The 20,902-nt window shown below is 47.5% G+C and carries 22 protein-coding genes; 15 read left to right on the plus strand and 7 right to left on the minus strand.

Features of this window, described 5'->3' with window-relative positions; translation table 11 throughout:
• Positions 1 to 126 precede the first annotated feature (126 nt).
• From ACIFO6_RS06890 to tsaD, 5 genes are all read left to right on the plus strand, one after another.
• The gene (locus tag ACIFO6_RS06890; RefSeq protein ID WP_430039346.1) at positions 127 to 306 is read left to right on the plus strand and encodes an aspartyl-phosphate phosphatase Spo0E family protein; all 180 of its coding nucleotides are present in this window, start codon (positions 127 to 129) and stop codon (positions 304 to 306) included.
• Positions 307 to 714: 408 nt separating this feature from the next.
• A complete protein-coding gene (tsaE, locus tag ACIFO6_RS06895; protein WP_430039348.1) occupies positions 715 to 1,194 on the plus strand; it encodes a tRNA (adenosine(37)-N6)-threonylcarbamoyltransferase complex ATPase subunit type 1 TsaE in 480 nt (159 codons plus the stop codon).
• A gap of 3 nt (positions 1,195 to 1,197) precedes the next feature.
• Positions 1,198 to 2,034, plus strand: coding sequence for a tRNA (adenosine(37)-N6)-threonylcarbamoyltransferase complex dimerization subunit type 1 TsaB (tsaB, locus tag ACIFO6_RS06900; RefSeq protein ID WP_430039350.1), 837 nt, complete (start codon positions 1,198 to 1,200; stop codon positions 2,032 to 2,034).
• A gap of 17 nt (positions 2,035 to 2,051) precedes the next feature.
• Positions 2,052 to 2,567 carry a ribosomal protein S18-alanine N-acetyltransferase gene (gene rimI, locus ACIFO6_RS06905; RefSeq protein WP_430039352.1) on the plus strand — a complete coding sequence of 172 codons (516 nt, stop codon included), beginning with the start codon at positions 2,052 to 2,054 and terminating at the stop codon, positions 2,565 to 2,567.
• Entirely contained in the window at positions 2,564 to 3,628 is a 1,065-nt protein-coding gene (tsaD, locus tag ACIFO6_RS06910) for a tRNA (adenosine(37)-N6)-threonylcarbamoyltransferase complex transferase subunit TsaD (RefSeq protein ID WP_430039354.1), read from the plus strand. Before rimI ends, tsaD begins: the two co-directional genes overlap by 4 nt.
• Before the next feature lie 634 nt (positions 3,629 to 4,262).
• Here the strand turns inward: tsaD and ACIFO6_RS06915 are convergent.
• Positions 4,263 to 6,221, minus strand: a complete 1,959-nt coding sequence (locus ACIFO6_RS06915) for an ABC-F family ATP-binding cassette domain-containing protein (RefSeq protein ID WP_430039490.1) — start codon at positions 6,219 to 6,221, stop codon at positions 4,263 to 4,265.
• A gap of 274 nt (positions 6,222 to 6,495) precedes the next feature.
• Between ACIFO6_RS06915 and ACIFO6_RS06920 the strand changes: the two genes are divergently transcribed.
• The 7 genes from ACIFO6_RS06920 to groL all read left to right on the plus strand — a co-directional run bounded on the left by ACIFO6_RS06920 (position 6,496) and on the right by groL (position 11,845).
• Complete coding sequence (locus ACIFO6_RS06920) at positions 6,496 to 7,152, plus strand: 5-formyltetrahydrofolate cyclo-ligase (RefSeq protein ID WP_430039356.1); 657 nt, start codon at positions 6,496 to 6,498, stop codon at positions 7,150 to 7,152.
• A gap of 42 nt (positions 7,153 to 7,194) precedes the next feature.
• Entirely contained in the window at positions 7,195 to 7,683 is a 489-nt protein-coding gene (moaC, locus tag ACIFO6_RS06925; protein WP_192510293.1) for a cyclic pyranopterin monophosphate synthase MoaC, read from the plus strand.
• Positions 7,684 to 7,795: 112 nt separating this feature from the next.
• Positions 7,796 to 8,278 carry a MogA/MoaB family molybdenum cofactor biosynthesis protein gene (locus ACIFO6_RS06930; protein ID WP_025685236.1) on the plus strand — a complete coding sequence of 161 codons (483 nt, stop codon included), beginning with the start codon at positions 7,796 to 7,798 and terminating at the stop codon, positions 8,276 to 8,278.
• Between the two features lie 178 nt (positions 8,279 to 8,456).
• Positions 8,457 to 8,708 (plus strand): twin-arginine translocase TatA/TatE family subunit, encoded by a 252-nt coding sequence (locus tag ACIFO6_RS06935; protein WP_430039358.1) that lies wholly within the window; start codon positions 8,457 to 8,459, stop codon positions 8,706 to 8,708.
• Positions 8,709 to 8,820: 112 nt separating this feature from the next.
• On the plus strand, positions 8,821 to 9,591 hold the full coding sequence (tatC, locus tag ACIFO6_RS06940) for a twin-arginine translocase subunit TatC (protein WP_430039360.1): 771 nt from the start codon (positions 8,821 to 8,823) through the stop codon (positions 9,589 to 9,591).
• A gap of 272 nt (positions 9,592 to 9,863) precedes the next feature.
• Positions 9,864 to 10,145, plus strand: coding sequence for a co-chaperone GroES (groES, locus tag ACIFO6_RS06945; RefSeq protein WP_014280320.1), 282 nt, complete (start codon positions 9,864 to 9,866; stop codon positions 10,143 to 10,145).
• Positions 10,146 to 10,216: 71 nt separating this feature from the next.
• Positions 10,217 to 11,845, plus strand: coding sequence for a chaperonin GroEL (gene groL, locus ACIFO6_RS06950; RefSeq protein ID WP_025685232.1), 1,629 nt, complete (start codon positions 10,217 to 10,219; stop codon positions 11,843 to 11,845).
• A gap of 159 nt (positions 11,846 to 12,004) precedes the next feature.
• Here the strand turns inward: groL and ACIFO6_RS06955 are convergent, their stop codons facing one another.
• The 6 genes from ACIFO6_RS06955 to ACIFO6_RS06980 all read right to left on the minus strand — a co-directional run bounded on the left by ACIFO6_RS06955 (position 12,005) and on the right by ACIFO6_RS06980 (position 17,216).
• The gene (locus tag ACIFO6_RS06955) at positions 12,005 to 13,528 is read right to left on the minus strand and encodes an oligosaccharide flippase family protein (protein WP_430039363.1); all 1,524 of its coding nucleotides are present in this window, start codon (positions 13,526 to 13,528) and stop codon (positions 12,005 to 12,007) included.
• Between the two features lie 54 nt (positions 13,529 to 13,582).
• Positions 13,583 to 14,710: an amidase domain-containing protein gene (locus ACIFO6_RS06960; RefSeq protein WP_430039365.1), complete on the minus strand. Its 1,128-nt coding sequence runs from the start codon at positions 14,708 to 14,710 to the stop codon at positions 13,583 to 13,585.
• Between the two features lie 2 nt (positions 14,711 to 14,712).
• Positions 14,713 to 15,420 carry a class F sortase gene (locus ACIFO6_RS06965; RefSeq protein ID WP_430039367.1) on the minus strand — a complete coding sequence of 236 codons (708 nt, stop codon included), beginning with the start codon at positions 15,418 to 15,420 and terminating at the stop codon, positions 14,713 to 14,715.
• A 50-nt stretch (positions 15,421 to 15,470) separates the two neighbouring features.
• Positions 15,471 to 15,779: a hypothetical protein gene (locus ACIFO6_RS06970; RefSeq protein WP_430039368.1), complete on the minus strand. Its 309-nt coding sequence runs from the start codon at positions 15,777 to 15,779 to the stop codon at positions 15,471 to 15,473.
• Between the two features lie 116 nt (positions 15,780 to 15,895).
• Positions 15,896 to 16,678: a polysaccharide deacetylase family protein gene (locus tag ACIFO6_RS06975; RefSeq protein ID WP_430039370.1), complete on the minus strand. Its 783-nt coding sequence runs from the start codon at positions 16,676 to 16,678 to the stop codon at positions 15,896 to 15,898.
• A 217-nt stretch (positions 16,679 to 16,895) separates the two neighbouring features.
• Entirely contained in the window at positions 16,896 to 17,216 is a 321-nt protein-coding gene (locus ACIFO6_RS06980) for a hypothetical protein (protein WP_430039372.1), read from the minus strand.
• 193 nt (positions 17,217 to 17,409) lie between these two features.
• Between ACIFO6_RS06980 and ACIFO6_RS06985 the strand changes: the two genes are divergently transcribed.
• The 3 genes from ACIFO6_RS06985 to ACIFO6_RS06995 all read left to right on the plus strand — a co-directional run bounded on the left by ACIFO6_RS06985 (position 17,410) and on the right by ACIFO6_RS06995 (position 20,683).
• Positions 17,410 to 18,375, plus strand: coding sequence for a carbohydrate ABC transporter permease (locus tag ACIFO6_RS06985; RefSeq protein ID WP_430039374.1), 966 nt, complete (start codon positions 17,410 to 17,412; stop codon positions 18,373 to 18,375).
• Positions 18,372 to 19,193, plus strand: a complete 822-nt coding sequence (locus ACIFO6_RS06990; protein ID WP_430039376.1) for a carbohydrate ABC transporter permease — start codon at positions 18,372 to 18,374, stop codon at positions 19,191 to 19,193. The genes ACIFO6_RS06985 and ACIFO6_RS06990 overlap by 4 nt, the downstream gene beginning before the upstream one ends.
• 122 nt (positions 19,194 to 19,315) lie before the next feature.
• The gene (locus ACIFO6_RS06995) at positions 19,316 to 20,683 is read left to right on the plus strand and encodes an ABC transporter substrate-binding protein (RefSeq protein ID WP_430039378.1); all 1,368 of its coding nucleotides are present in this window, start codon (positions 19,316 to 19,318) and stop codon (positions 20,681 to 20,683) included.
• Positions 20,684 to 20,902 lie beyond the last annotated feature (219 nt).

A 20,902-nucleotide genomic window follows, 5' to 3' on the forward strand; every position in this document is an offset into this window, starting at 1 on the left:
CGGCTCTGTCAGAAAATAATGTCATCCTTACATGACTTCTCCAATTATCGACCTGTCAATGGCTGAAAATCGAAGAATGAGTGAGTAAACAAGAGAAAATATTAATTTATAGTGGGAGGAATTGTGATGAAAAAGCAAGAAATTTTACGATATCGCTTGGAAAAGAACAGACAGAAGCTCTACGATCTTCAAAAAGAACACGGATTGGATGATGCCCGTGTGCTCAAGCAATCTATGCTTCTCGACGAACTCATCAACCAATACAATCGGACCTTCTATACACATATAAACAAGCCGACTGCTTAAAAGCAATCGACCTCTGAGCGAGAAACTTTTGGCGGGTGACTCGCTCTATTATTTATCATACATCCCTTAAATCAGAATGATTCATATTAAAAATGTACAGCCTGCGTTGCAAGCAAACGTACAAAACGCTTACCGAGCATTTCATTGTGGTGGGCAACGATTTGTTCGCCACTCAGCCCCCAGTTCCTTTAGCACATCGCCCAATTCGGTTTGGTAAAAGCTGTCCCAGGACGATTTACGAACAATTCATACATAAACATAGCCTGCTGTACGTCAATCATGAGTAAAATGTTTTGTTACACCCATCTTACCGTAGCATGTCTTCATGTCTTGCGGCGACATAAGGTGAACTATATAATAAAGGACAAGTTGGAACGGTCCGATTCGGACGAAAGGTGATTAAAATATATGACAATTTCGCAGGAACAGTTAACGTTCCGTTCTGCCGGGGAGGCGCAGACCGGGGCTTTGGCAGGTTTTTTGGCAGCCAAAGCGGTACCCGGAACGGTGATCGTGCTGGATGGAGATCTGGGAGCGGGCAAAACCGCTTTTTCCAAAGCCTTTGCCAGTTATCTGGGTGTCCCGGGTATCGTAAACAGCCCAACCTTTACGCTCATTAAGGAGTATGAAGGCCGATTGCCCTTGTACCATATGGATGTGTACCGTATTACACAGGATGAGGCAGAGGATCTTGGGCTGGACGAATATTTTTACGGGACAGGCGTATGTCTGGTGGAATGGGGCAGTATTATACCGGATATGTTGCCGGAGCAGCGGCTTCACATGTATATAGAAACAACGGATGTGGAGGAGCGCTTGATTCACCTGACCGGGTACGGCGAGCCTTATGAACAATGGTGCCGCAGTTTGCGGGAGAATGGAGTTTGAACCATGCAAAGAGAGCATACAAATGAGAATGTAAAGCCGCGTGAGCGGTTTTTGGCGTTAGATACAGCGACGACCGTGATGGCGGCAGCCCTGATGGACGGAAAAGAGTTACTGGGAGAAAGCAATGTCTATGGCGAACGCAATCACTCGGTGCACGTGATTTCCGAATTAAAACGGCTTCTGAACGAAGACGGGCTGACACGGGATGATGTAGACGGCATTGCGGTGGGTGTCGGACCGGGGTCCTACACAGGTATTCGCATTGCCGTGACCGCAGCGAAAACACTCGCTTGGGCATGGGGCGTCCCGGTGACATCCGTATCCACTTTGCATGCGCTGGCCTGGGGCGGTTGGAGTCGCGGCACCGAGTCGCAGGAGCAAGAAGCTGGAAATGAGTCAGCAAGTAAGCACTTGGCTGGAGAGCAGGCGACAGACTGGATCGTTCCAGTGCTGGATGCGCGGCGTGGGCAGGTTTACACAGGCTTGTTCGCTGTGAATATGGACGGCGATAGAGGGATTCCACAGCGTCTGGAGTCGGATGCGATCCGGCTGATGGCCACTTGGACCGAGGATCTGCTGCAACGACTGGAGGCTTTGCCGTCCGAAGAGCGCCCTGCGGTCATTTGGCTGGTCGGTGAAACGGCGGTTCACGCAGAAACAGCCGAGCGCCTGCGTGCATGGAGCGAGCTTCGTATCGTACCTTATGAGCTGGAAGGAAGATGGGTTGGCCGCCTGGGGGCGGATAAGCTGCTTCGTCAGGAACATGACGAGCTACATACGCTGGTTCCAAACTATACCCAGTTGGCGGAGGCGGAAGCCAATCTGCTTCGTCAGCGCTGAAGAGAGCGGTGAACAACATGGCAAAGAACATACAACGGGAAGAAAAGCTGGAGTTTCGACTGATGCAGCTGGACGATATTCCCGATGTGCTGGCGATTGAGCATGAAGCGTTCACGCTACCGTGGACGGAGGAAGCGTTCCGCAATGAATTGACGATGAATCATTTTGCTAAATATATGATTATGGAGCTGAACGGACAGGCGATCGGCTACGCAGGGATGTGGACGATTATGGACGAGGCTCATATTACGAATATTGCTGTTCGTGAGGCCTATCGCGGGCGCAAGCTTGGAAATAAGCTGCTGGACGAGTTAATGCAAACCGCCTCTTATCTGGGGATGGAACGCATGACGCTGGAGGTACGAGTGACGAATCGGATTGCTCAGGGCTTATATGAGAAAAAGGGCTTTAAGCCAGCGGGTGTTCGCAAGGGCTATTATTCGGATAATAACGAGGATGCCGTGATCATGTGGGCGGATCTTCCCACACATGAGGCATCCGGTGAACAGGAAGGAAGCGTGCAGAAGCAATGACGCAAGAGGAAAAAGCAGGTACAGGCGCCGCCTCTGGTGAGCCTTGCTATATATTGGCAGTGGAGACGAGCTGTGACGAGACAGCTGTGTCCGTCGTGAAAAATGGCACTGAGGTGCTTTCTAACCTGATTTCCAGTCAGATTGAAACACATAAAGCCTTTGGCGGAGTTGTGCCGGAGGTGGCATCCCGCAAGCATGTGGAGAGCATTACCTACATGCTGGACGAGGCCATGCAAGCATCGGGAATTACGCCCCGCGAGCTTTCGGCGGTAGCCGTGACGCAAGGGCCGGGACTGGTTGGTGCGTTGCTGGTGGGCATTGTTGCTGCCAAGAGCGCCGCTATGGCATTCGGCAAGCCGTTGATTGGAACACATCATATCGCAGGACATATTTATGCCAATCAGCTGGAGCATACAATTGTATATCCGTGCATCGCTCTGGTCGTATCGGGTGGGCACACGGAGCTGGTATGGATGGAGTCCGAGGGTCATTTTCACCTGATTGGGCGCACGCGGGATGATGCGGTTGGGGAAGCCTATGACAAAGTAGCACGGGCTATTGGATTTCCGTATCCCGGTGGTCCGCACGTAGACCGAACGGCTCATGAATCGGAGGAAGCAATCACTTTGCCCCGTGCATGGTTGGAGCCGGATTCTTATGATTTTAGCTTCAGCGGCTTGAAATCGGCGGTGCTGAATGTGATCAACCAGACGAAAATGCGCGGAGAAACTGTTCATGCCGGAGCTATCGCAAGAGGCTTTCAAGAATCGGTCGTCGAGGTGCTGGTAGAAAAAGCGATTCGTGCTATGCGTGAATACGGTGCGAAGCAGCTACTGCTATGCGGCGGTGTTGCTGCCAATCGCGGACTGCGGACGGTACTTCGCGAACGTTGCGAGCGTGAAGGTATCGAGTTACTTGTGCCATCTATGAAATATTGTACGGATAATGCAGCCATGATTGGTGCCGCAGCTTACGCCAAGTGGAAGCGCGGAGAATTCACCTCGCTGGACATGAAAGCTGATCCCGGGCTGTCTCTGGAGGAGTGGTCCGTTCAATCTTAAATGGAGAAGCATTGTGCTGGTGAGTAGAAGGTAAGTGAAGAAAGTAGATTGGGACGCGGCTCGTTTGGGTCGTGTCTTTTTATGCTTCATAATAAGCTAAATGCCTATATGTACTCTACATTTCGTTGACTTAATCATTTATGAATTGGATTCAGATCTATATATAAAATTCAATAGGTATAAATACAGGATTTTGAGCAGGTGAAGCTTCGTGTCTAATTTCCCCCGCATCGTTCGTCATGATGCTGCACGATTTTTCAGCATTCATCAAAAAAAACTAAAATTTAATACTCCTCGAACAATGATATGATTTGTCAAGTTGTGAACAAAGTTATCCACATATCCCGTCCGAAATGTGGATAATTAAGCTCAAAGCAAGCAGCTTAAGACTTTTTTAGGATACAAGAATAGGGGACATTATGTATCTTTAGATTTTGTGAAATCTGTGGATAATGTGGATAAAAGGGTGGATAAAAATGGTTTTCATATGAAAATGGCTTTTTATCAATAAAAAAATGGCCCCAAAGGCCATTTTTCAATACATTCCATGCACATATTCTGTGGATATCTTTGTGTATAAAAAGATGAATGGGGCAAATGTGAAATTTTTAAGGCCATAATGGTGAAGCAGATCTTACTCCTCTAACAGTTCCTCCCATGAAGCGTAGGTTGCTGTCAATTCCTGCTTGCGTGCGTCAAGTTGTGTCTGAATATCCTGAAGCGCCGTGTAATCCTGATAAACCTCTGGCAGAGTCATTTGCTCCTCCAGCTTGGTAATTTGTTCTTCCAGCTCTTTAATCTGATTCTCCAGTGTCTCCAGCTTGCGCTGGCGACTGCGTTCCTCGCTCTTGGCTTGTTTGTCTGCGGCATAGGCTGCTGCACCTGTTTTGGATGCTGTCTCATTCGTTGCGGATATAGATGATACTTTGCTTCGCGTTGCCTGACTGGACTCCAGAGCTTCCTGCGCAATTTCCGCCAGCTCCTGCTTTTTGTCTACATAGTCATCATAATTCCCCAGGAAATGTTCTATTCCTCCAGGATGAAGCTCAATGACACGTTCCGCCATTTTGTTAAGAAAATAACGGTCATGGGAGATGAACAGCAGTGTGCCGTCATAGTCGATTAGGGCAGCCTCCAGCACTTCTCTACTGAACAGGTCGAGATGGTTGGTAGGCTCATCAAGAATCAGCACATTGGCTTCGCGCAGCATCAGCTTGGAGAGAGAGACGCGGGCCTTTTCACCGCCGCTTAAAGTAGCTACCTTTTTCAGCACATCGTCACCGCTGAACAGGAAGTTACCCAGCACTGTGCGAATTCGTGCCTCCTCCATATGGGGGTACTCGCTCCATAGCTCCTCCAGCACCGTATTGGCCGGGTTCAGGTTCGTTTGCTCCTGATCATACAGGCCGATTTTGATTTTCGTGCCCCAGTCAATGGACCCGGCGGCAGGCTTTAATGTTCCGGTGAGGCATTTGAGCAGCGTCGATTTTCCGATCCCGTTCGGACCAATCAGCGCAACGGTATCGCCGCGTTTTAAGTCGAAGGATGCATGCTGAAATAACGGTTTCTTACCTTCATAGGCTACGGAGAGGTCGCGTACCTCCAGCACTTCCTTCCCCGACATATAAGCTGTTTCAAAGGAAAAATGGGCTTTTTTCAGATCCCCCATCGGCCGATCCATTCGATCCATTTTATCCAGCTGCTTGCGGCGGCTCTGGGCACGCTTGGTGGTGGAAGCTCGCACGATATTGCGTTGTACGAATGCCTCCAGACGGGCAATTTCCCCTTGCTGCTTCTCATAGTGCTTGAGATTGGTTTCGTACTCGGCAGCTTTCAGCTCCATATATCGACTATAGTTACCTGTATATCGGGTCGAACGATGACGCTCGATTTCGATAATGGTCGTCACCAGTCGATCCAGAAAATAACGGTCATGGGATACGACCAGCAGCGAGCCGGAATAGCCGCGCAAATAATCTTCGAGCCAGGTTAGTGTTTGAATATCCAGATAGTTGGTCGGCTCATCCAGCATGAGTACATCCGGGGCGAGCAGCAGAATGCGGGCCAGCGCGAGACGTGTTTTCTGTCCGCCGCTCAGTGTGGATACAGGCGTCTCTGGTGCAAATGAGCCAAAGCCCATGCCATGAAGCACGCTGCGAATCCGGGTCTCCATTTCGTAGCCGCCGTGATCCTTGAACCAGTCTGATCTTCTCGCATATCTTTCCAGCAGATCTGCATAGCGCTTCTCGTTCTGCGCATTGGTCGGGTCGGCGATTTCCTGCTCCAGCTGCCGCAAATCCCGCTCGGCTTCGATCAGTGGAGTGAATACGAGCATCATTTCTGCCCAGATGGATCGGTCGGAGTTCAAGCCGCTGTTTTGTGCCAAATAACCAATGCTGGTCTCCTTCGCCTTGAAAATTTGTCCACCTTCATAGGATAATTCTCCAGCGATGATCTTGAGCAATGTTGATTTGCCCGCGCCGTTCACACCTACCAGTCCAATGCGTTCACGTTCCAATATTTGAAGGTTAATCCCGTCCAGAACGGGCTCAATTCCATAGGATTTCGTAATTCCAGTTACTTGCAATAGCATCGCGTATCGTTCCTCCATTACATTATGCACAGTTTTCCCCGCTTCCTCCGCAGGGTGTCTTCCTTCCAGTTTACATGAAAATACCCACTAATGCACTGCTATCACCCTGTAAACCCTTGAGCCGCGTGTAGTCAATTTGTATAAACAATGATAAACTTAAACGAGAACTGAAAAAAAATGAAAAAAGCTTGCAAGGTACAAGACTTACTGACAATTGGATAAATAGTAACGTTTTAAAGCATTATCGACGATTGTGCGGGAGGACGGATATTCTTTGGATGTCTGGAGTGTGAAGAACGCGCTGCGCTTGCAGCAACGGGAGGCGCGGGACTCCATGGACCCGCTGACGCGGCAGGAGGCATCGGCTGTGGCCTGTCGGCATGCAATTGAGGCATGGGAGCAGCTTAGAATAGACAGAAACGGAGATAGGCTGACGATATTTAGCTATCTTTCTTTTGGCAGCGAGATTTCTACGACTCCCTTTATCGAGCATTGCTGGTCACGGGGGGACCGTGTGCTGGCTCCCAGAGTGGACCCGGTAACCCGGACCATGGAGCTGAGGCAGATGGGGCAGCACAGCGATATCGTGCCCGGCATGTGGAACATTCCTGAGCCTGCGCCCACATGCGAGAAATGGGCGCCTGAAATGTGGTCGAAAATCGACTGGGTTGTCGTGCCGGGATTGGCCTTTGACCGTCATGGGGGCAGAATCGGCTACGGCGGAGGCTACTATGATCGTTTCACCGTACAGGTAGAAGCAGAGAAGCGTGCCAACGGCAATGCAGGTCCGCTGTATGTTTCGCTGCTGCTGCCGGGACAACTGCAGGAGCAGGTACCCATGGAGCCGGGGGATTTGAGGGTGGAAGTGCTTTTTACCCCGGAAGGCCACATACATTGCGATATTGCAAAATCAGAAAAAAACAAACGATGAATGAAGCGAAGTATGGCATGTGAAAGGAGCTGTGAGGGAGTCGTGGATTCCTTTACTCATTTTAACGAACAGGGACGAGCTCGTATGGTGGATATTTCGGGCAAAGCGTCCACGGTTCGTACAGCAGTCGCCGTGTCGCGGATTACGATGAATCCGGCTACACTCACGGCTGTGAAAGAGGGTAGGATCGGCAAGGGCGATGTTCTTGCTGTGGCCCAGGTCGCCGGGATTCAAGGCGCGAAAAAAACGTCGGACTGGATTCCCATGTGCCATCCGCTGGCTCTGACGGGCGTAAATATTACGTTTTCCGATAATGGACATGATGTGCTTCATATTGAAGCCGAAGTGAAGACTGAGGGCAAGACAGGTGTGGAAATGGAAGCTTTGACAGCGGCTTCAGCCGCAGCGTTAACCGTGTATGATATGTGCAAGGCGCTGCAAAAAGATATGATCATCGGCCCTACCATGCTGCAATCGAAAACAGGTGGCAAGCATGGGGATTTTCAAAGGGAGGACCACCAGGAACCTTGACATAGACAACATGTCGCGGAGAGGGTACTGTGATGTGATGGAGAATGCAGCGTAGCTGTTTCTGATTTTCAGAAGAGAAAGTATTCTTTCATGATAGGAGAAGGGTGATCATATGGTGTGGAAAACGGCGATCCTGACAGCCAGTGATAAAGGGGCGAGGGGAGAGCGTGAGGATACAAGCGCACAGGTCATCCGGGAACTCATCGAAGAAGAGCTGGGCGGAGAGATTGTGGAGTACCGGATCGTTCCCGATGAACCGGATGAAATTATTGCGGCTTTAATCGAAATGACCGATTATTTTCATGCAGACCTGGTGCTGACGACGGGTGGAACCGAGCTGGCGATCCGTGATGTGACACCCGAGGCGACTCGGCGGGTCGTGGAACGGGAAGTGCCCGGCATGGCGGAAGCGATGCGTATGATTGTGATGCAGAAAAATCCGACAGCCATGCTTTTTCGTGGAATCGTAGGAATTCGGGGACGTACGCTAATTGTAAATTTGCCGGGAACGCCCAAGGGCGTGCACGAAAATTTGGCGGCTATTATGGATCAATTGCCAGAGGCGCTTCTTATGGTGACAGGCCAGTTCCGGTAGAAGGCAGTATGCTGAGTGTGGTATGATATCCGTAAGAATTTACATGACTGTATGCGAGCAAACATACAAGAAATATACAACGGACAAGCAGGGTACCCACGGTTGTTTCTGCGTCTGTATACCAGATGCTGGTTCTTGTTTTTAGTTTTTGCCCGTCAACATAAGGAGGATAACACTCATGCCTAATATCGGAGCACCGGGTTATATTTTGTTAATCATTCTGGCGCTGTTGCTATTCGGCCCGAACAAGCTGCCTGAGTTGGGTCGCGCTGTGGGGCGTACATTCCGTGAGTTTAAAAACGGAGCACGTGATATTTTGTCTGAAGACCAACGGACTGAACACAAAGACAGTAAGGATAGCGTAGTCAAGGCATCCCATACAACGGCTTCAGAAGTGCAGCCCCAGCCGGAGGATAAGCAGTTGTCTTAGATAAATTTTATTTTTGGGTGCTTTTATAATTTCAAGAAGAGCCTCTTCTCCAGGGAAGGGCTTTATTTTTTGGGAGGCGCAGCTGCGTCCAATCCAGAAAGGAGGAGCGAGTGTGACCCCACCAGAGCATGAAATGCCGCTCATGGAGCATCTGGGAGAGCTACGTCGCAGAATCATTTATGTGCTGATTGTATTTGTTTTGGCACTGGCTGGTGGTTTATTCGCCGCAGGTCCTGTCTATGACTGGCTTATTCGCTCCGGTTCGGCGCAGGCTTTTCAGCTGAATGCATTTTCCTTCTGGGACGGAATAGGCATCTACATGAAGATCGCCATGCTGATCGGAATTGCGGTTGCGCTGCCGTTTGCATGCTACCAGCTGTGGAAGTTTGTTAGTCCAGGCTTGCGACCGCAAGAACAGAACGCGACTTTGCGGTATGTACCTTATGTGCTGCTGTTGTTTGTGATCGGTGCAGCTTTTGCCTATTTTATTATTTTCCCGATGGCGATTCAGTTTACGTCGTCTGTCACCAAAAGTATGGGACTGCATGAAACGTACGGCATCGCCCAATATTTCACCTTCATGTTTAATATTGTGCTGCCTGTGGCTCTGTTGTTTGAACTGCCACTGCTCATCATGTTCCTGACGGGGATTCGGGTGTTAACTCCAATGAGGCTTCGTAAATGGCGGAAAATTTCTTATTTTTTGCTTGTTTTTGTCGCTGTCGTCATAACTCCCCCGGATTTTATCTCCGACTTCCTGGTGGCGATCCCGTTACTGGTGCTGTATGAAGTGAGTGTGTATATGTCAGCAGTGGTGTACCGCAAGCAACTGCGTGCGGACGAGGAACGGGAGGCACAACTGCGTGTAGCGCCAGAACGATAACTGGTGGGAACTCTGATCATAAAAGATAGCAGCTTAGCTGCCCTAAAAATAACCATTAGCCTGAGGTAACGGTTATTTTTAGGGCAGATGGATATAATCGAGAAGGGCCGGCCATAAAAATTCCCATAAAAAATACATTAGGGACTTGAAATTCAATCTCAAGTTGAGTATCATAAAGTTGGTTGTTAGCACTGACGAGTGTCGAGTGCTAATACATACAACATAACAACCGTATAACGGAATAAAACACTTAATAAGGAGGCTATTTTTTCATGATCAAACCTTTGGGTGAACGCGTATTGGTGGAAGCAATTGAGCAAGAACAAACGACTTCCTTCGGAATCGTACTTCCTGACTCTGCTAAGGAAAAGCCGCAAGAAGGCAAAATTATCGCGGTTGGCGCAGGCGCATTGAAAGACGGTGTCCGTATTCCTCTGGAAGTAAAAGAAGGCGACCGTGTAATCTTCTCTAAATACGCTGGAACGGAAATCAAATATGAAGGTAAAGAATATTTGATTATGAAAGAAAGCGATATCCACGCGATCATTGGTTAACCGGAATCCGGACAAGACCTGAATATAGGAATCGAACAAATCATTCATAATCCATGGGAGGTTTATCGCAAATGGCAAAAGACATTAAATTTAGTGAAGACGCTCGTCGCTCCATGCTTCGTGGGGTAGATGCATTGGCTAACGCTGTTAAAGTAACACTCGGACCGAAAGGCCGTAACGTTGTACTGGAGAAAAAATTCGGTAGCCCGCTCATCACCAATGACGGTGTAACGATTGCAAAAGAAATCGAGCTGGAAGACGCTTTCGAAAACATGGGCGCTCAACTGGTTAAAGAAGTAGCAACTAAAACCAACGATGTAGCTGGTGACGGTACGACAACCGCTACTGTTTTGGCTCAAGCCCTCATCACAGAAGGTTTGAAAAACGTAACTGCCGGTGCAAGTCCAATCGGTATCCGTAAAGGGATCGACAAAGCGGTTAAAGCAGCTGTTGCTGAACTGCAAGCGATCTCCAAGCCAATCGAAAGCAAACAATCCATTGCACAAGTAGCCGGTATTTCCGCTGCTGACGACGAAGTAGGCGAACTGATCGCTGAAGCTATGGAAAAAGTGGGCAAAGACGGTGTGATCACGGTTGAGGAATCCCGCGGTTTTGCAACAGAGCTGGAAGTGGTTGAAGGTATGCAGTTCGACCGTGGCTACATTTCCCCGTACATGATTACAGATACGGACAAAATGGAAGCTGTGCTGGACAATCCGTATATCCTGATCACAGACAAAAAAATCACGAACACACAAGAAATTTTGCCTTTGCTTGAGAAAATCGTACAACAAGGCAAACCACTCGTGCTGATCGCTGAAGACATCGAAGGCGAAGCGCTGGCTATGCTCGTTGTTAACAAACTGCGTGGTACATTCAACGCTGTGGCTGTTAAAGCTCCAGGCTTTGGTGACCGCCGTAAAGCAATGCTGCAAGATATCGCTGCCCTGACAGGCGGTCAAGTAATCACGGAAGAACTGGGTCTGGACCTGAAAACTGCTTCCGTAGATCAACTGGGTACAGCACGTCAAGTGCGTATCACAAAAGAAAATACGATTGTGGTTGACGGCGCTGGTAATAAAGCCGACATCGACGCTCGTGTTAGCCAAATCCGTACGCAACTGGAAGAAACGACTTCCGAGTTCGACAAAGAGAAACTGCAAGAGCGTCTGGCTAAATTGTCCGGCGGTGTAGCAGTTATCAAAGTCGGTGCGGCTACTGAAACAGAATTGAAAGAACGCAAACTGCGCATCGAAGATGCCCTGAACGCAACCCGTGCTGCGGTTGAAGAAGGTATCGTATCCGGTGGTGGTGTAGCGCTCCTGAACGTATACAGCGCTGTTGCAGCCGTTGAACTGCAAGGCGACGAGCAAACAGGCGTGAACATCGTATTGCGCGCTCTGGAAGCTCCAATCCGCACGATCGCTGCTAATGCGGGTGAAGAAGGCTCCGTAATCGTTGAGCGTCTGAAACGTGAAAAAGTTGGCGTAGGCTTTAACGCAGCTACTGGCGACTGGGTAAACATGATCGACGCTGGTATCGTTGACCCTGCAAAAGTAACTCGTTATGCACTGCAAAACGCTGCTTCCGTAGCAGCAATGTTCTTGACTACCGAAGCAGTTATCGCTGACAAGCCAGAACCAGAAAAGGCAGCAATGCCTGATATGGGCGGCATGGGTGGAATGGGCGGCATGATGTAATAGGGTGATGAACCCTTTATGCATCTAGGGTTTCTGTGAGTAGAATCCCTGATTGGCCACATTTTGTTAACGAAATGTTAACATTGCAGTAGAAAAAAAGGCTTCTCACGAGTTCAATTAACTTGTGGGAGGCCTTTTTACTTAATTTCCTTTTTACAGCTACTCTTCGAAAACACTCTTTAATCGCACTTTCAAATACATAGCACACCAAAAGCAGTAATGAAGTATCTCTGCAATCATATGAACCGTCTCCGGCCAGCCCAATGAGGATAACGCCTTGGAACACAGCGTACCAACGATAAGAATGGCTTCAAAAACTAATATGTCCATCAACAGCACAATGGCTGTTCGGGATTTGGTTCGTTGGAAGGGGTGGAGGGCTTTGAAATTCCAGGCCGTTGCAATTAGCTCCAGCATGATGATTCCCAGGGACATACCGGCATATCCAAGACCGGGAATGGAAACTAAGGAATACAGAATGATGAAATTGATAAGGACTCCTGTTCCAAGGCCAATAAAGGGAGTTTTCTTCCTATTTTGTGCCCATAAGATGCTTGTTGTAATTTCCCGCAATCCGACGAGTAACGGTATCATTGCCAACGATTTAATGGGGATCTCAGCACTTTGTATACCAAAAACAAATAGGGAGATTTCTGAGGCATACTCAAAAATGAAAAAGCCTGAGGCTAGTCCCCACACCCATGCTACCTGAAGGGCGGTATGGCTTTTTTTGTTGAATAAGCTATACTCCTTATTTTGCCAATCCGCAGTTATTTTCATCGTGAGCGTATGTGTTAACGAGCCTGTAATCAGAGTAGGCATATAAGCGACGACAAGGGCGATACCTGTGACAATACCGAACATTTCCGCTGCTTCCTTGGAAGAAACCCCGGCAACCTGTAATCGTTGAGGGATGATGATCGCATCCATAAAGTCGGAAGCCGGGATAAGCAAGCGTGTAAGCGCAATAGCAAAGGAAGCTTGTACCACTAAAGGTAAATCTGCTCGACTTGATGGGGGGGATAAAGCTACAGAGGGACGATTGTACATAAAAAAAGCAGTAAGCACAGCAAAGGATAGCAACGCGCCTGAAAAAGTTCCCAGCACCGCTCCGCCTACAGCAAACTCGATGCCGGATTGAATAAATAGTGGCACTAGCCACATTAAAGTACCGATCCTGGCGGTTTGTTCTATGATTTCCGAGAGGGCAATTGCGGTGTATCTTTCAAGCCCTTGCAAATATCCGCGCAGTAGACTTAGCAAGGGAACGGTCAGTATAGCAGGGGAGAGGCATCGAATTACAAAATCGAGCTGTGGATAGCCGAGCAAATTAGCGATTGGCTTTGATAGCCAAAAGGTTAAGATACTGGATGCCAATCCTGTGAGAATCAGGAATATCGCAAAAACTTTGAATAACCGCCAGCCTCTTACAGTATGCTTAGCTGTAAACATACCCAAAGCTGTCGGCAATCCCCCTGAAATAATCATCAATATTAAGCTATAGAAGGAATAGGCAAGCTGATAAAGGCCCATTCCTTCAGCTCCAACAAGTCGTGTCATAAATACTTTTCCAACCAAACCGATGGCTTTTACAACAATCATCGCATTAGCTCTCACCATGGTTTGTTTTAAGATAAGAGGTAATTTCAAATCATTTTCCACCCCATTAGAAGCTGTCCACATTATTCCTATGACAGCAACCTCCGGGATATGAACAAGTCTTAAGGGGCGTGATGCTTAATCTTGTATATGAATCAACAAATATTTGGTGTTTTTATCCCACCCTAAATCGAAGGGAACTCTGAAACGGTCTGCGGTATGGGAGTTGACTAAGGGATAGCCGCTCTGATCAAATCCGACTACAACCGAGAAGTGGTCTACATCTCCTTGTAATACGTAAGCAATTAAATCACCTGGAAGCAACCGGGGCTTGTTGAGATGCTGTTGTCGTTCATTGACCGATTGGACAATATCGGAGAAGCTTCCTTGTCCTATAATCCTTCCATAACCGGAGCGTAACAGAAAATTTTTAAATGCGTCCGTTTGAACCCAGGCTTGGCTTCCACCGTTGCGATACAAGTAGTGCCACCCTGATTTCATAGGAAGCCCTCCGCCTTCCTCCTTGTCCCCGATCACTTGGGAGGAGAAGTTGGTACAATCGCCGCCTTTGGAGTTATAATCCAGGTATTTTTGATTATATCGCTGCCCATTACCTGCTCCCCATGTCGTTCCTGCATACTTGTTGGCATAGTCAACGGCGCGGGCCCTGTTGTATTTATGAATAACCCTTTTTGGTGTTGCCGGATCTTTATGGGGAGTAAAAAATAAGTCGGATTTTTGAATCTTTTTTGAATTCTCTTCCAGAGGATCTGAATACCATTCACGTTCCACGTACCAACGATTATCTTTTTTTCTCAGTGTCATGCCATGACGTGTTCCAATTCCAAAATCATGCCGACCGGGATAGCTGTCGATATACTCGTAGCTCAATTTCAAGGACTGAACAAGTGACACCTTTGCCGTATCGCCTAACACTATGGCCCGGGCTATCCGAATGGAGCTTTCTGCATTCACAAATTTTATTTTTCGAAGCTTGGCCCATTCATGAATATATTCGCCCCTGTTTACTTCATGAAGGTACGCATATTGGCTGCTTCGTTTATCTTTGAATAAGTAATAGTCTTCGATATGTGTTTTGTCCTGATCCATTAACAACCGGGTACGGTCAGCAAACAGTTCTTGAAGAAAGGGGGTAACGCTAGCCTGTTCAGCTGGATCGGCTTGTGCACGAAATAAAGAGAAGCTGTTAATTGGAATTATTATCAAGATCATGCACAGCAATTGTAATTTTCTGATCCTAAGCACAATTATTCATTCTCCTTGAAAATAATTGGGTTGTTTTTGGGAATTATTCTTGGTTTGACCGTAATTTTCTTACAAACTGAATTCATGTGTGTTAATTTCGTAAAGACGACCAGCCTTCCTTCATGCTCCTTCTTGCTTCGACTGTAGCGTCCGGCACAGGTAATCAAGTTTAAACGGTGTTCTTCTGTAGGGCCAAAAATCGTTTGAATCGGTGCTTCAGAGGTTAAGTAAAACTTTACCTCCTCCACAACGAACTGTAGCTTACAACCTTCATCGCCAGTCACATACACAAAATCCCCCCTTTTCAGTTTTTTAAGAGGATAAAAAACTGCCGGGCCCGTGTATGTATCAACATGACCATCCATAATTGCATTACCTGCCGCTCCTGGCAATATACCAGTAGATAAATAACCTACTCGATCCGTGTTGTCTGGAACGCCCATTTGACCATTTTTTAAGTAGGTTACCGGTTCTATAATCGAATGAATACGAACCGCAGGAATATCGATTTTACGTGGAATGCTCCCTTGGAAAGGTTTACTTTTAACCTGTAAGGGCTTCGTCGTTTTAGTTTGTTGAATTTCACGCTTAGCCGGGGTCTGGCTGGAGTTAGCATGGGAGCTACCTTGAGGTTTAGCCGAAGATGAACAGCTCGTACTACCCAGCAAAATCAATAGCACAATGATACGAATAATCCACTTATTGTTCATATGAAGAAAGAGAGAGGGTCAACAAGCTAACCCTCTCCTTTTACCCCTCCCTAATTCATTTGCTCGCTCGCGCCACCGAATCCTGTTTTTGGAAGTTTAGTAGCCTTTGCTTTTATACTTTTCGTATGAATGCCTTTTTCTCCAATCATTTTGGCAGGTGCAGCTTCACGCGCATGTAGCTTGTGGACTTTCTCATGTTTGCTCTTGGCGTGCAGCTTGTGTTCATGTTTCGAATGAGCCTTAACCTTATGTTGATGCATTTTGTGTTCATGCTTTTCCATTGCGGGTGCTGCAGATACCATTGATCCTGCTGACAGAAGTACAGCCAGGGACGCTACAGTCAATATTGCTTTTTTCATGTTATTGCCTCCTTGAGATAGTTGGTAATTCATAAATATATTTTCCTTAAGAAGAACGTTTTATGTAGCCAATGATTTCAAAGGAAAGGATTGGCTTGGAATTTATTTCTCATCCTTCATTTATTCACCTCAATAAGTCCTTCAGGAGTCTCGTGATTGGCAAGCAATTCGGATACGGTGACGAAGGTAAAGCCTCTTTTTTTCAGCTCAGGTAAAATGATTTTGAGGGCTTCAACGGTTTGTGTACTTTTATATACATAATCGTGCATGAGGACGATATCGCCATTGCGAGCATTACGAAGTACCTTATTGGCGATCCGTTGTACACCGGGTTTCCGCCAATCCAGGGTATCCTGATGCCAGGACCATAAAATTATTTTAAGCCCTTTTTCCTTAGATAGTTTGACGAGCGAGTCGGTATAGGAACCACCCGGTGGACGGAAAAGATGAGTTTCTCCCCCTGTTGCTTGAATAATGCTGGCTTGGCCCTGATCCATTTCAGACAGAGCTTTGTTTCGGGAAATATTATGGAAGGATGGATGGTGGAAAGTATGGTTGCCAACCTCATGGCCTTCTTTTCGTTCCCGTTTGACAATGTCAGGGAGTTTTTCTACACGGCTACCGACGACAAAGAAGGTCGCTTTGGCGTCATATTGCTTGAGTAAATCCAGAATAGCGGGCGTTTTGCTTTCATCCGGTCCGTCGTCGAATGTGAGGGCAATTACCTTGCGCTGGGTAGGAACTTCCCATACAATGTCGCCACGTTCTTCATAATAGGCTCTACCCTTTGTTGGTGCAGGGGAGGCATACGAGGCGGCCTCGGTATAGGGTGTGGCGCAAAAGCTGGCACAGAACAACGAAACAACGATACTTGCAGACAGTAATCGGTTATATTTCATTAGGCTTCTTCTCCGTTCTGACGTTTTCTCATATTAGCTTGCCAAGAAGGAGCACATACCATTCCTCGTTCCCCAAATTTATCTGCTTCTAATTCAGTTAAATTCCTGTCCAAAATGTAAAATAAATACGTAAAAACCTCCAGCTTCGTAATATGCCGAGGGTTCGGCTGTTCACGAATTTGGAGGTTTTTTGTTTTGGGACGAAATGGATCGAGTGTTAGCTCAGCAGTGTCACCACCAACAGATTGTACAGCACCAGCGGCAGAATGACATCTCTGTAGGCATAGGAACGATAGGGGGTAGGGATGCCTGGGGAGGGCGTGTGGTGCGGCTGAGGCACGCTCAAATACAAGTGATCCGCATCGATGTGGACAATTCTTCCTTCATACACATGATGATCCATTGTTTGAACCCGGAAGGTGTGATTGACGTAAGGATCCAACTGGTGATGCAGATGATCGCGGACCTTTTTGAGCTCTGTCTGAAATTCCGGTCTGGCCTGATATAAGGTTTGCGGATTGACAGTGTTGTACGGCATTCGCCTCTGACCTCCATACTCGTATAATGATGTATCGTATGCAGGAGTCTGTGCCATTGTGCGGCTACCCAGGTAATAAGAGTTTTACAAATGCATGAAACATTAACATTCTGCTCCAGCCCGTTTGATGTTCCCATTACATCAAAACGATACACTTACTGAGGTTGGTTTGAAAAGAAAGGGGCGCTCCTTTTTGGGTGAGCTTAACAAATCTATGGGACTCAGGACGAGGAGCCAGCAACAGGCTTCGTCTAAGGCTCGCATACGCACGGGGTCGCTAAAAATTCAGAGACTGCGTGAAAACGCGCTGGCGTATACGTTTTTGGCTCCATCGCTCATTTTGTTTGCTGTATTTATGTTTTACCCGATGATCAAGTCGGTTTATCTCAGCTTGCACTCTACAGATCCCGCAGGAAATGTTGCAGCTTATGTTGGGTTAGATAACTTTGCTACACTTTTCAGCTCGGGTCAATTCCTGCAAGGAATCAAGGTTACGCTCTTGTTTGCGCTGCTGACGGTGCCTGTAGGCATTTTACTGGCGCTGGTGCTGGCTGCACTCACACATAGCAAGCTGTGGGGGATGCGTATCTTCCAGTTCGCTTTTTCGCTGCCGATGGTGCTGTCGGTCGGCTCATCTGCGGTCATTTGGAAATTTCTTTTTCATCCGACACTGGGGATGTTTAACTACGTTCTGTCCCTGCTACATATCAATCCGGTTCCGTGGCTGACCAGCCCGGATTGGGCATTGTTCTCTGTAGCGATCATGACCATCTGGATGAATCTGGGCTTTAATTACATTATTTTATCAAGCGGACTTCAAGGGATTCCGGATGACATGTATGAGAGTGCGAAAATGGACGGGGCAGGCCCGTTGGTGACGTTCTGGCGAATTTCCATGCCGCTATTGTCGCCAACGATCTTCTTTGTAACGGTCGTATCCATTATTGGAGCTTTCCAGTCCTTTGCTCAAATTAACATTTTGACCAAGGGCGGTCCAGTGAACAGCACCAATGTGTTCGTGTATTCCATTTATCAGGAGGCCTTCGTTAATTTCCGATTCGGAACGGGTAGCGCACAGGCAATTGTACTGTTTGTCGTCATCCTGCTGCTTACGATGATCCAGTTCAAATGGGTGGAAAGAAAGGTGCATTACCAATGAAACGACAGCTTAATTCAACACTCGTGTACATGTTGCTTACGATTGCGGCTGCTTTGATTTTATATCCGGTTATTTATACGTTTTTTATGGCTGTCATGTCGCCAAAGGAAGCAAGCGCCTATCCACCGAGCTTTTTCCCGCATTCCTTTCATATGGCCAATTTTACCGACGTATTTGAAATCGTTCCGATTGCAGCGTTCATTGGTAACACCTTTCTCATTTCAGGCTTAACCATGATCGGTCAGTTGATTACAGCCAGCTTGGCGGCCTATGCCTTTGCCAAAATGGAATTCAAGGGGAAGAACTTCATTTTCAGCATGTTTGTCGCGACGATGATGATCCCGTGGGAAGTGACCATTATTCCAAACTACCTGACCGTACGTAGCTGGAATTGGCTGGATACCTATCAAGGGCTGACGGTTCCATTTTTGGCAACGGCATTCGGAACGTTCCTGCTACGACAATTTTTTCTCCAGCTTCCCAAGGAATTGTTCGAGGCGGCTCGTATGGACGGGTGTGGACATGTTCGTTACTTCCTGTTTCATGTACTTCCGCTATCACGTCCGGCGCTCGGAACACTGGCTGTATATTCGTTCCTGAACATGTACAATTCGTACCTGTGGCCGTTGTTGGTCACGAATAGCGAGAATATGCGCACAGTACAGATCGGAATTTCCATGCTCGAATTTCAGGAATCGACCTCATGGAACCTCGTGTTCGCGGGTACGGCCCTCGTTATTTTACCGTCACTGCTTCTGTTGATCTTTGGTCTGAAGCAGTTGGTGCGCGGGATGGCAGCGGGTGCGCTTAAAGGCTAAACAAGCCCACAAGTACAGTAACACCTGCGCAAGCAGCCTATATACAGAGCTTTATCACCAAAGAATATTGCAAGAAAATCTGTATGCGAGAATCATTTAATCAAAGGGAGAGAAGAGAGATTATGAGATTTTTTCGTCTGAAAAGTGCTTTGACCTTGCTTATCCTCACTGCAATCGTTGTTGCAGCAGGTTGTAGCAATAACACGACGGCTGAGAAGCCAAGCAACGGTAGTGATGCGGGAGCAGCAGCAGGTTCTCCGGTGAAGCTGACGTGGTGGCATTCCATGTCCGGTAACGGCGAAAAAGCGATCAAGCAAATCGCCGCTGACTTTAACGCCAGCCACAAGGACATTCAGGTAGAGCCAGTATACCAAGGCAAATATGATGACAGCTTGAACAAGCTGAAAGCGTCGCTTGGCTCCAACAGCGGCCCGGACATCATTCAGGTGTATGAAATCGGCAGTAAATTCATGATTGACTCCAAGATGATTACTCCTGTACAACAATTTATTGATGCAGACAAGTTCGATCTTTCGCAGCTTGAGCCTAATATTACGCGGTATTACACCATTGACGGTAAGCTGAATGCAATGCCATTTAATACATCGAATCCAATCTTGTACTATAACAAGGATGCTTTTAAAGCGGCGGGACTTGATCCGGCTAATCCTCCAAAAACCTATGATGAATTCGAAAAGGCTGCCAAAGCCTTGAGCAAGGACGGGAAATCCGGTGCCTCCATCGCTATCTATGGCTGGTTTATGGAGCAGTTGTTTGCTAATCAGAATGCGGATTATGTGAATAATGGCAACGGACGCAATCAGGCAGCAACGGAATCGCTGCTGAATTCGGATGCAGGTGTGAAAACCCTGACTTGGTGGAAGAAAATGATCGACGAAAAGGTTGTATCCAATCTGGGACGTAACTCCGATGATACTGCCAAAGCTTTTTCCGCAGGACAAATTGCCATGACACTGGATTCCACCGCTTCGCTGCGTAATATTGTGGAGCAGGTGGGCGATAAATTCGAGGTAGGCACTGGCTTTCTACCAAGAGCGAACGAAGCGAAAGAAGGCGGCGTGGTTGTAGGCGGCGCGAGCTTGTACATCATGAACAACAAGCCTGAAGCCCAGCAAAAAGCAGCGTGGGAGTTCATTAAATTCGTAGCTTCCCCGGCTGTACAGGCACAATGGAGTGTGAATACGGGGTACTTCCCAATCACCAAAGCAGCTTATGACGAGCAGGTACTCAAGGACAATATGGTGAAATACCCGCAATTCCAAACCGCTGTTGACCAATTGCACGCATCGGCGCAATCCATGGCTACGCAAGGCGCAGTGATGGGCGTATTCCCGGAAGCGCGTCAAATCGTAGAGGGTGCAATCGAGGCCGTCTTGAGCGGACAGCAACAGCCCAAACAGGCATTGGATCAAGCCGCACAAGAGATTACAGGCAAAATTGCGCAATACAATCAAACGGTAAAAAAATAATCGGCCTTCCCTTAAAATCGGCTGGTAAACTTAATACGAGACCCCTTTACCAGCCGATTTTATAAAATAACGGACCGAGTAAGTGACCCCCTCACTTGTTCGGTCTGTTTTTTGTATGTCTGAATTCTCCCATTTTTAGAACGTCCGTTTAGACGAACTGTCTAAAATTGTTTATTTTGTACATTTCCTATTGCTGGATAACTAAAAATAGGCTTATAA

The organism is Paenibacillus sp. NRS-1781 (assembly GCF_050467745.1).
Lineage (GTDB): Bacteria > Bacillota > Bacilli > Paenibacillales > Paenibacillaceae > Paenibacillus > Paenibacillus terrae_A.

Excerpts from the sequence above, each read along its gene's own strand:
- ACIFO6_RS06930 (WP_025685236.1), top strand. The coding sequence starts at position 7,796 with ATGGTGTGGAAAACGGCGATCCTGACAGCCAGTGATAAAGGGGCGAGG.
- ACIFO6_RS06995 (WP_430039378.1), top strand. The coding sequence starts at position 19,316 with ATGAGATTTTTTCGTCTGAAAAGTGCTTTGACCTTGCTTATCCTCACT.
- ACIFO6_RS06970 (WP_430039368.1), bottom strand. The coding sequence starts at position 15,779 with ATGAAAAAAGCAATATTGACTGTAGCGTCCCTGGCTGTACTTCTGTCA.
- tsaB (WP_430039350.1), top strand. The coding sequence starts at position 1,198 with ATGCAAAGAGAGCATACAAATGAGAATGTAAAGCCGCGTGAGCGGTTT.
- groES (WP_014280320.1), top strand. The coding sequence starts at position 9,864 with ATGATCAAACCTTTGGGTGAACGCGTATTGGTGGAAGCAATTGAGCAA.
- groL (WP_025685232.1), top strand. The coding sequence starts at position 10,217 with ATGGCAAAAGACATTAAATTTAGTGAAGACGCTCGTCGCTCCATGCTT.
- rimI (WP_430039352.1), top strand. The coding sequence starts at position 2,052 with ATGGCAAAGAACATACAACGGGAAGAAAAGCTGGAGTTTCGACTGATG.
- ACIFO6_RS06990 (WP_430039376.1), top strand. The coding sequence starts at position 18,372 with ATGAAACGACAGCTTAATTCAACACTCGTGTACATGTTGCTTACGATT.
- tsaD (WP_430039354.1), top strand. The coding sequence starts at position 2,564 with ATGACGCAAGAGGAAAAAGCAGGTACAGGCGCCGCCTCTGGTGAGCCT.
- ACIFO6_RS06955 (WP_430039363.1), bottom strand. The coding sequence starts at position 13,528 with ATGTGGACAGCTTCTAATGGGGTGGAAAATGATTTGAAATTACCTCTT.
- ACIFO6_RS06980 (WP_430039372.1), bottom strand. The coding sequence starts at position 17,216 with ATGCCGTACAACACTGTCAATCCGCAAACCTTATATCAGGCCAGACCG.
- ACIFO6_RS06890 (WP_430039346.1), top strand. The coding sequence starts at position 127 with ATGAAAAAGCAAGAAATTTTACGATATCGCTTGGAAAAGAACAGACAG.
- tsaE (WP_430039348.1), top strand. The coding sequence starts at position 715 with ATGACAATTTCGCAGGAACAGTTAACGTTCCGTTCTGCCGGGGAGGCG.
- ACIFO6_RS06915 (WP_430039490.1), bottom strand. The coding sequence starts at position 6,221 with ATGCTATTGCAAGTAACTGGAATTACGAAATCCTATGGAATTGAGCCC.
- ACIFO6_RS06965 (WP_430039367.1), bottom strand. The coding sequence starts at position 15,420 with ATGAACAATAAGTGGATTATTCGTATCATTGTGCTATTGATTTTGCTG.
- ACIFO6_RS06975 (WP_430039370.1), bottom strand. The coding sequence starts at position 16,678 with ATGAAATATAACCGATTACTGTCTGCAAGTATCGTTGTTTCGTTGTTC.
- ACIFO6_RS06935 (WP_430039358.1), top strand. The coding sequence starts at position 8,457 with ATGCCTAATATCGGAGCACCGGGTTATATTTTGTTAATCATTCTGGCG.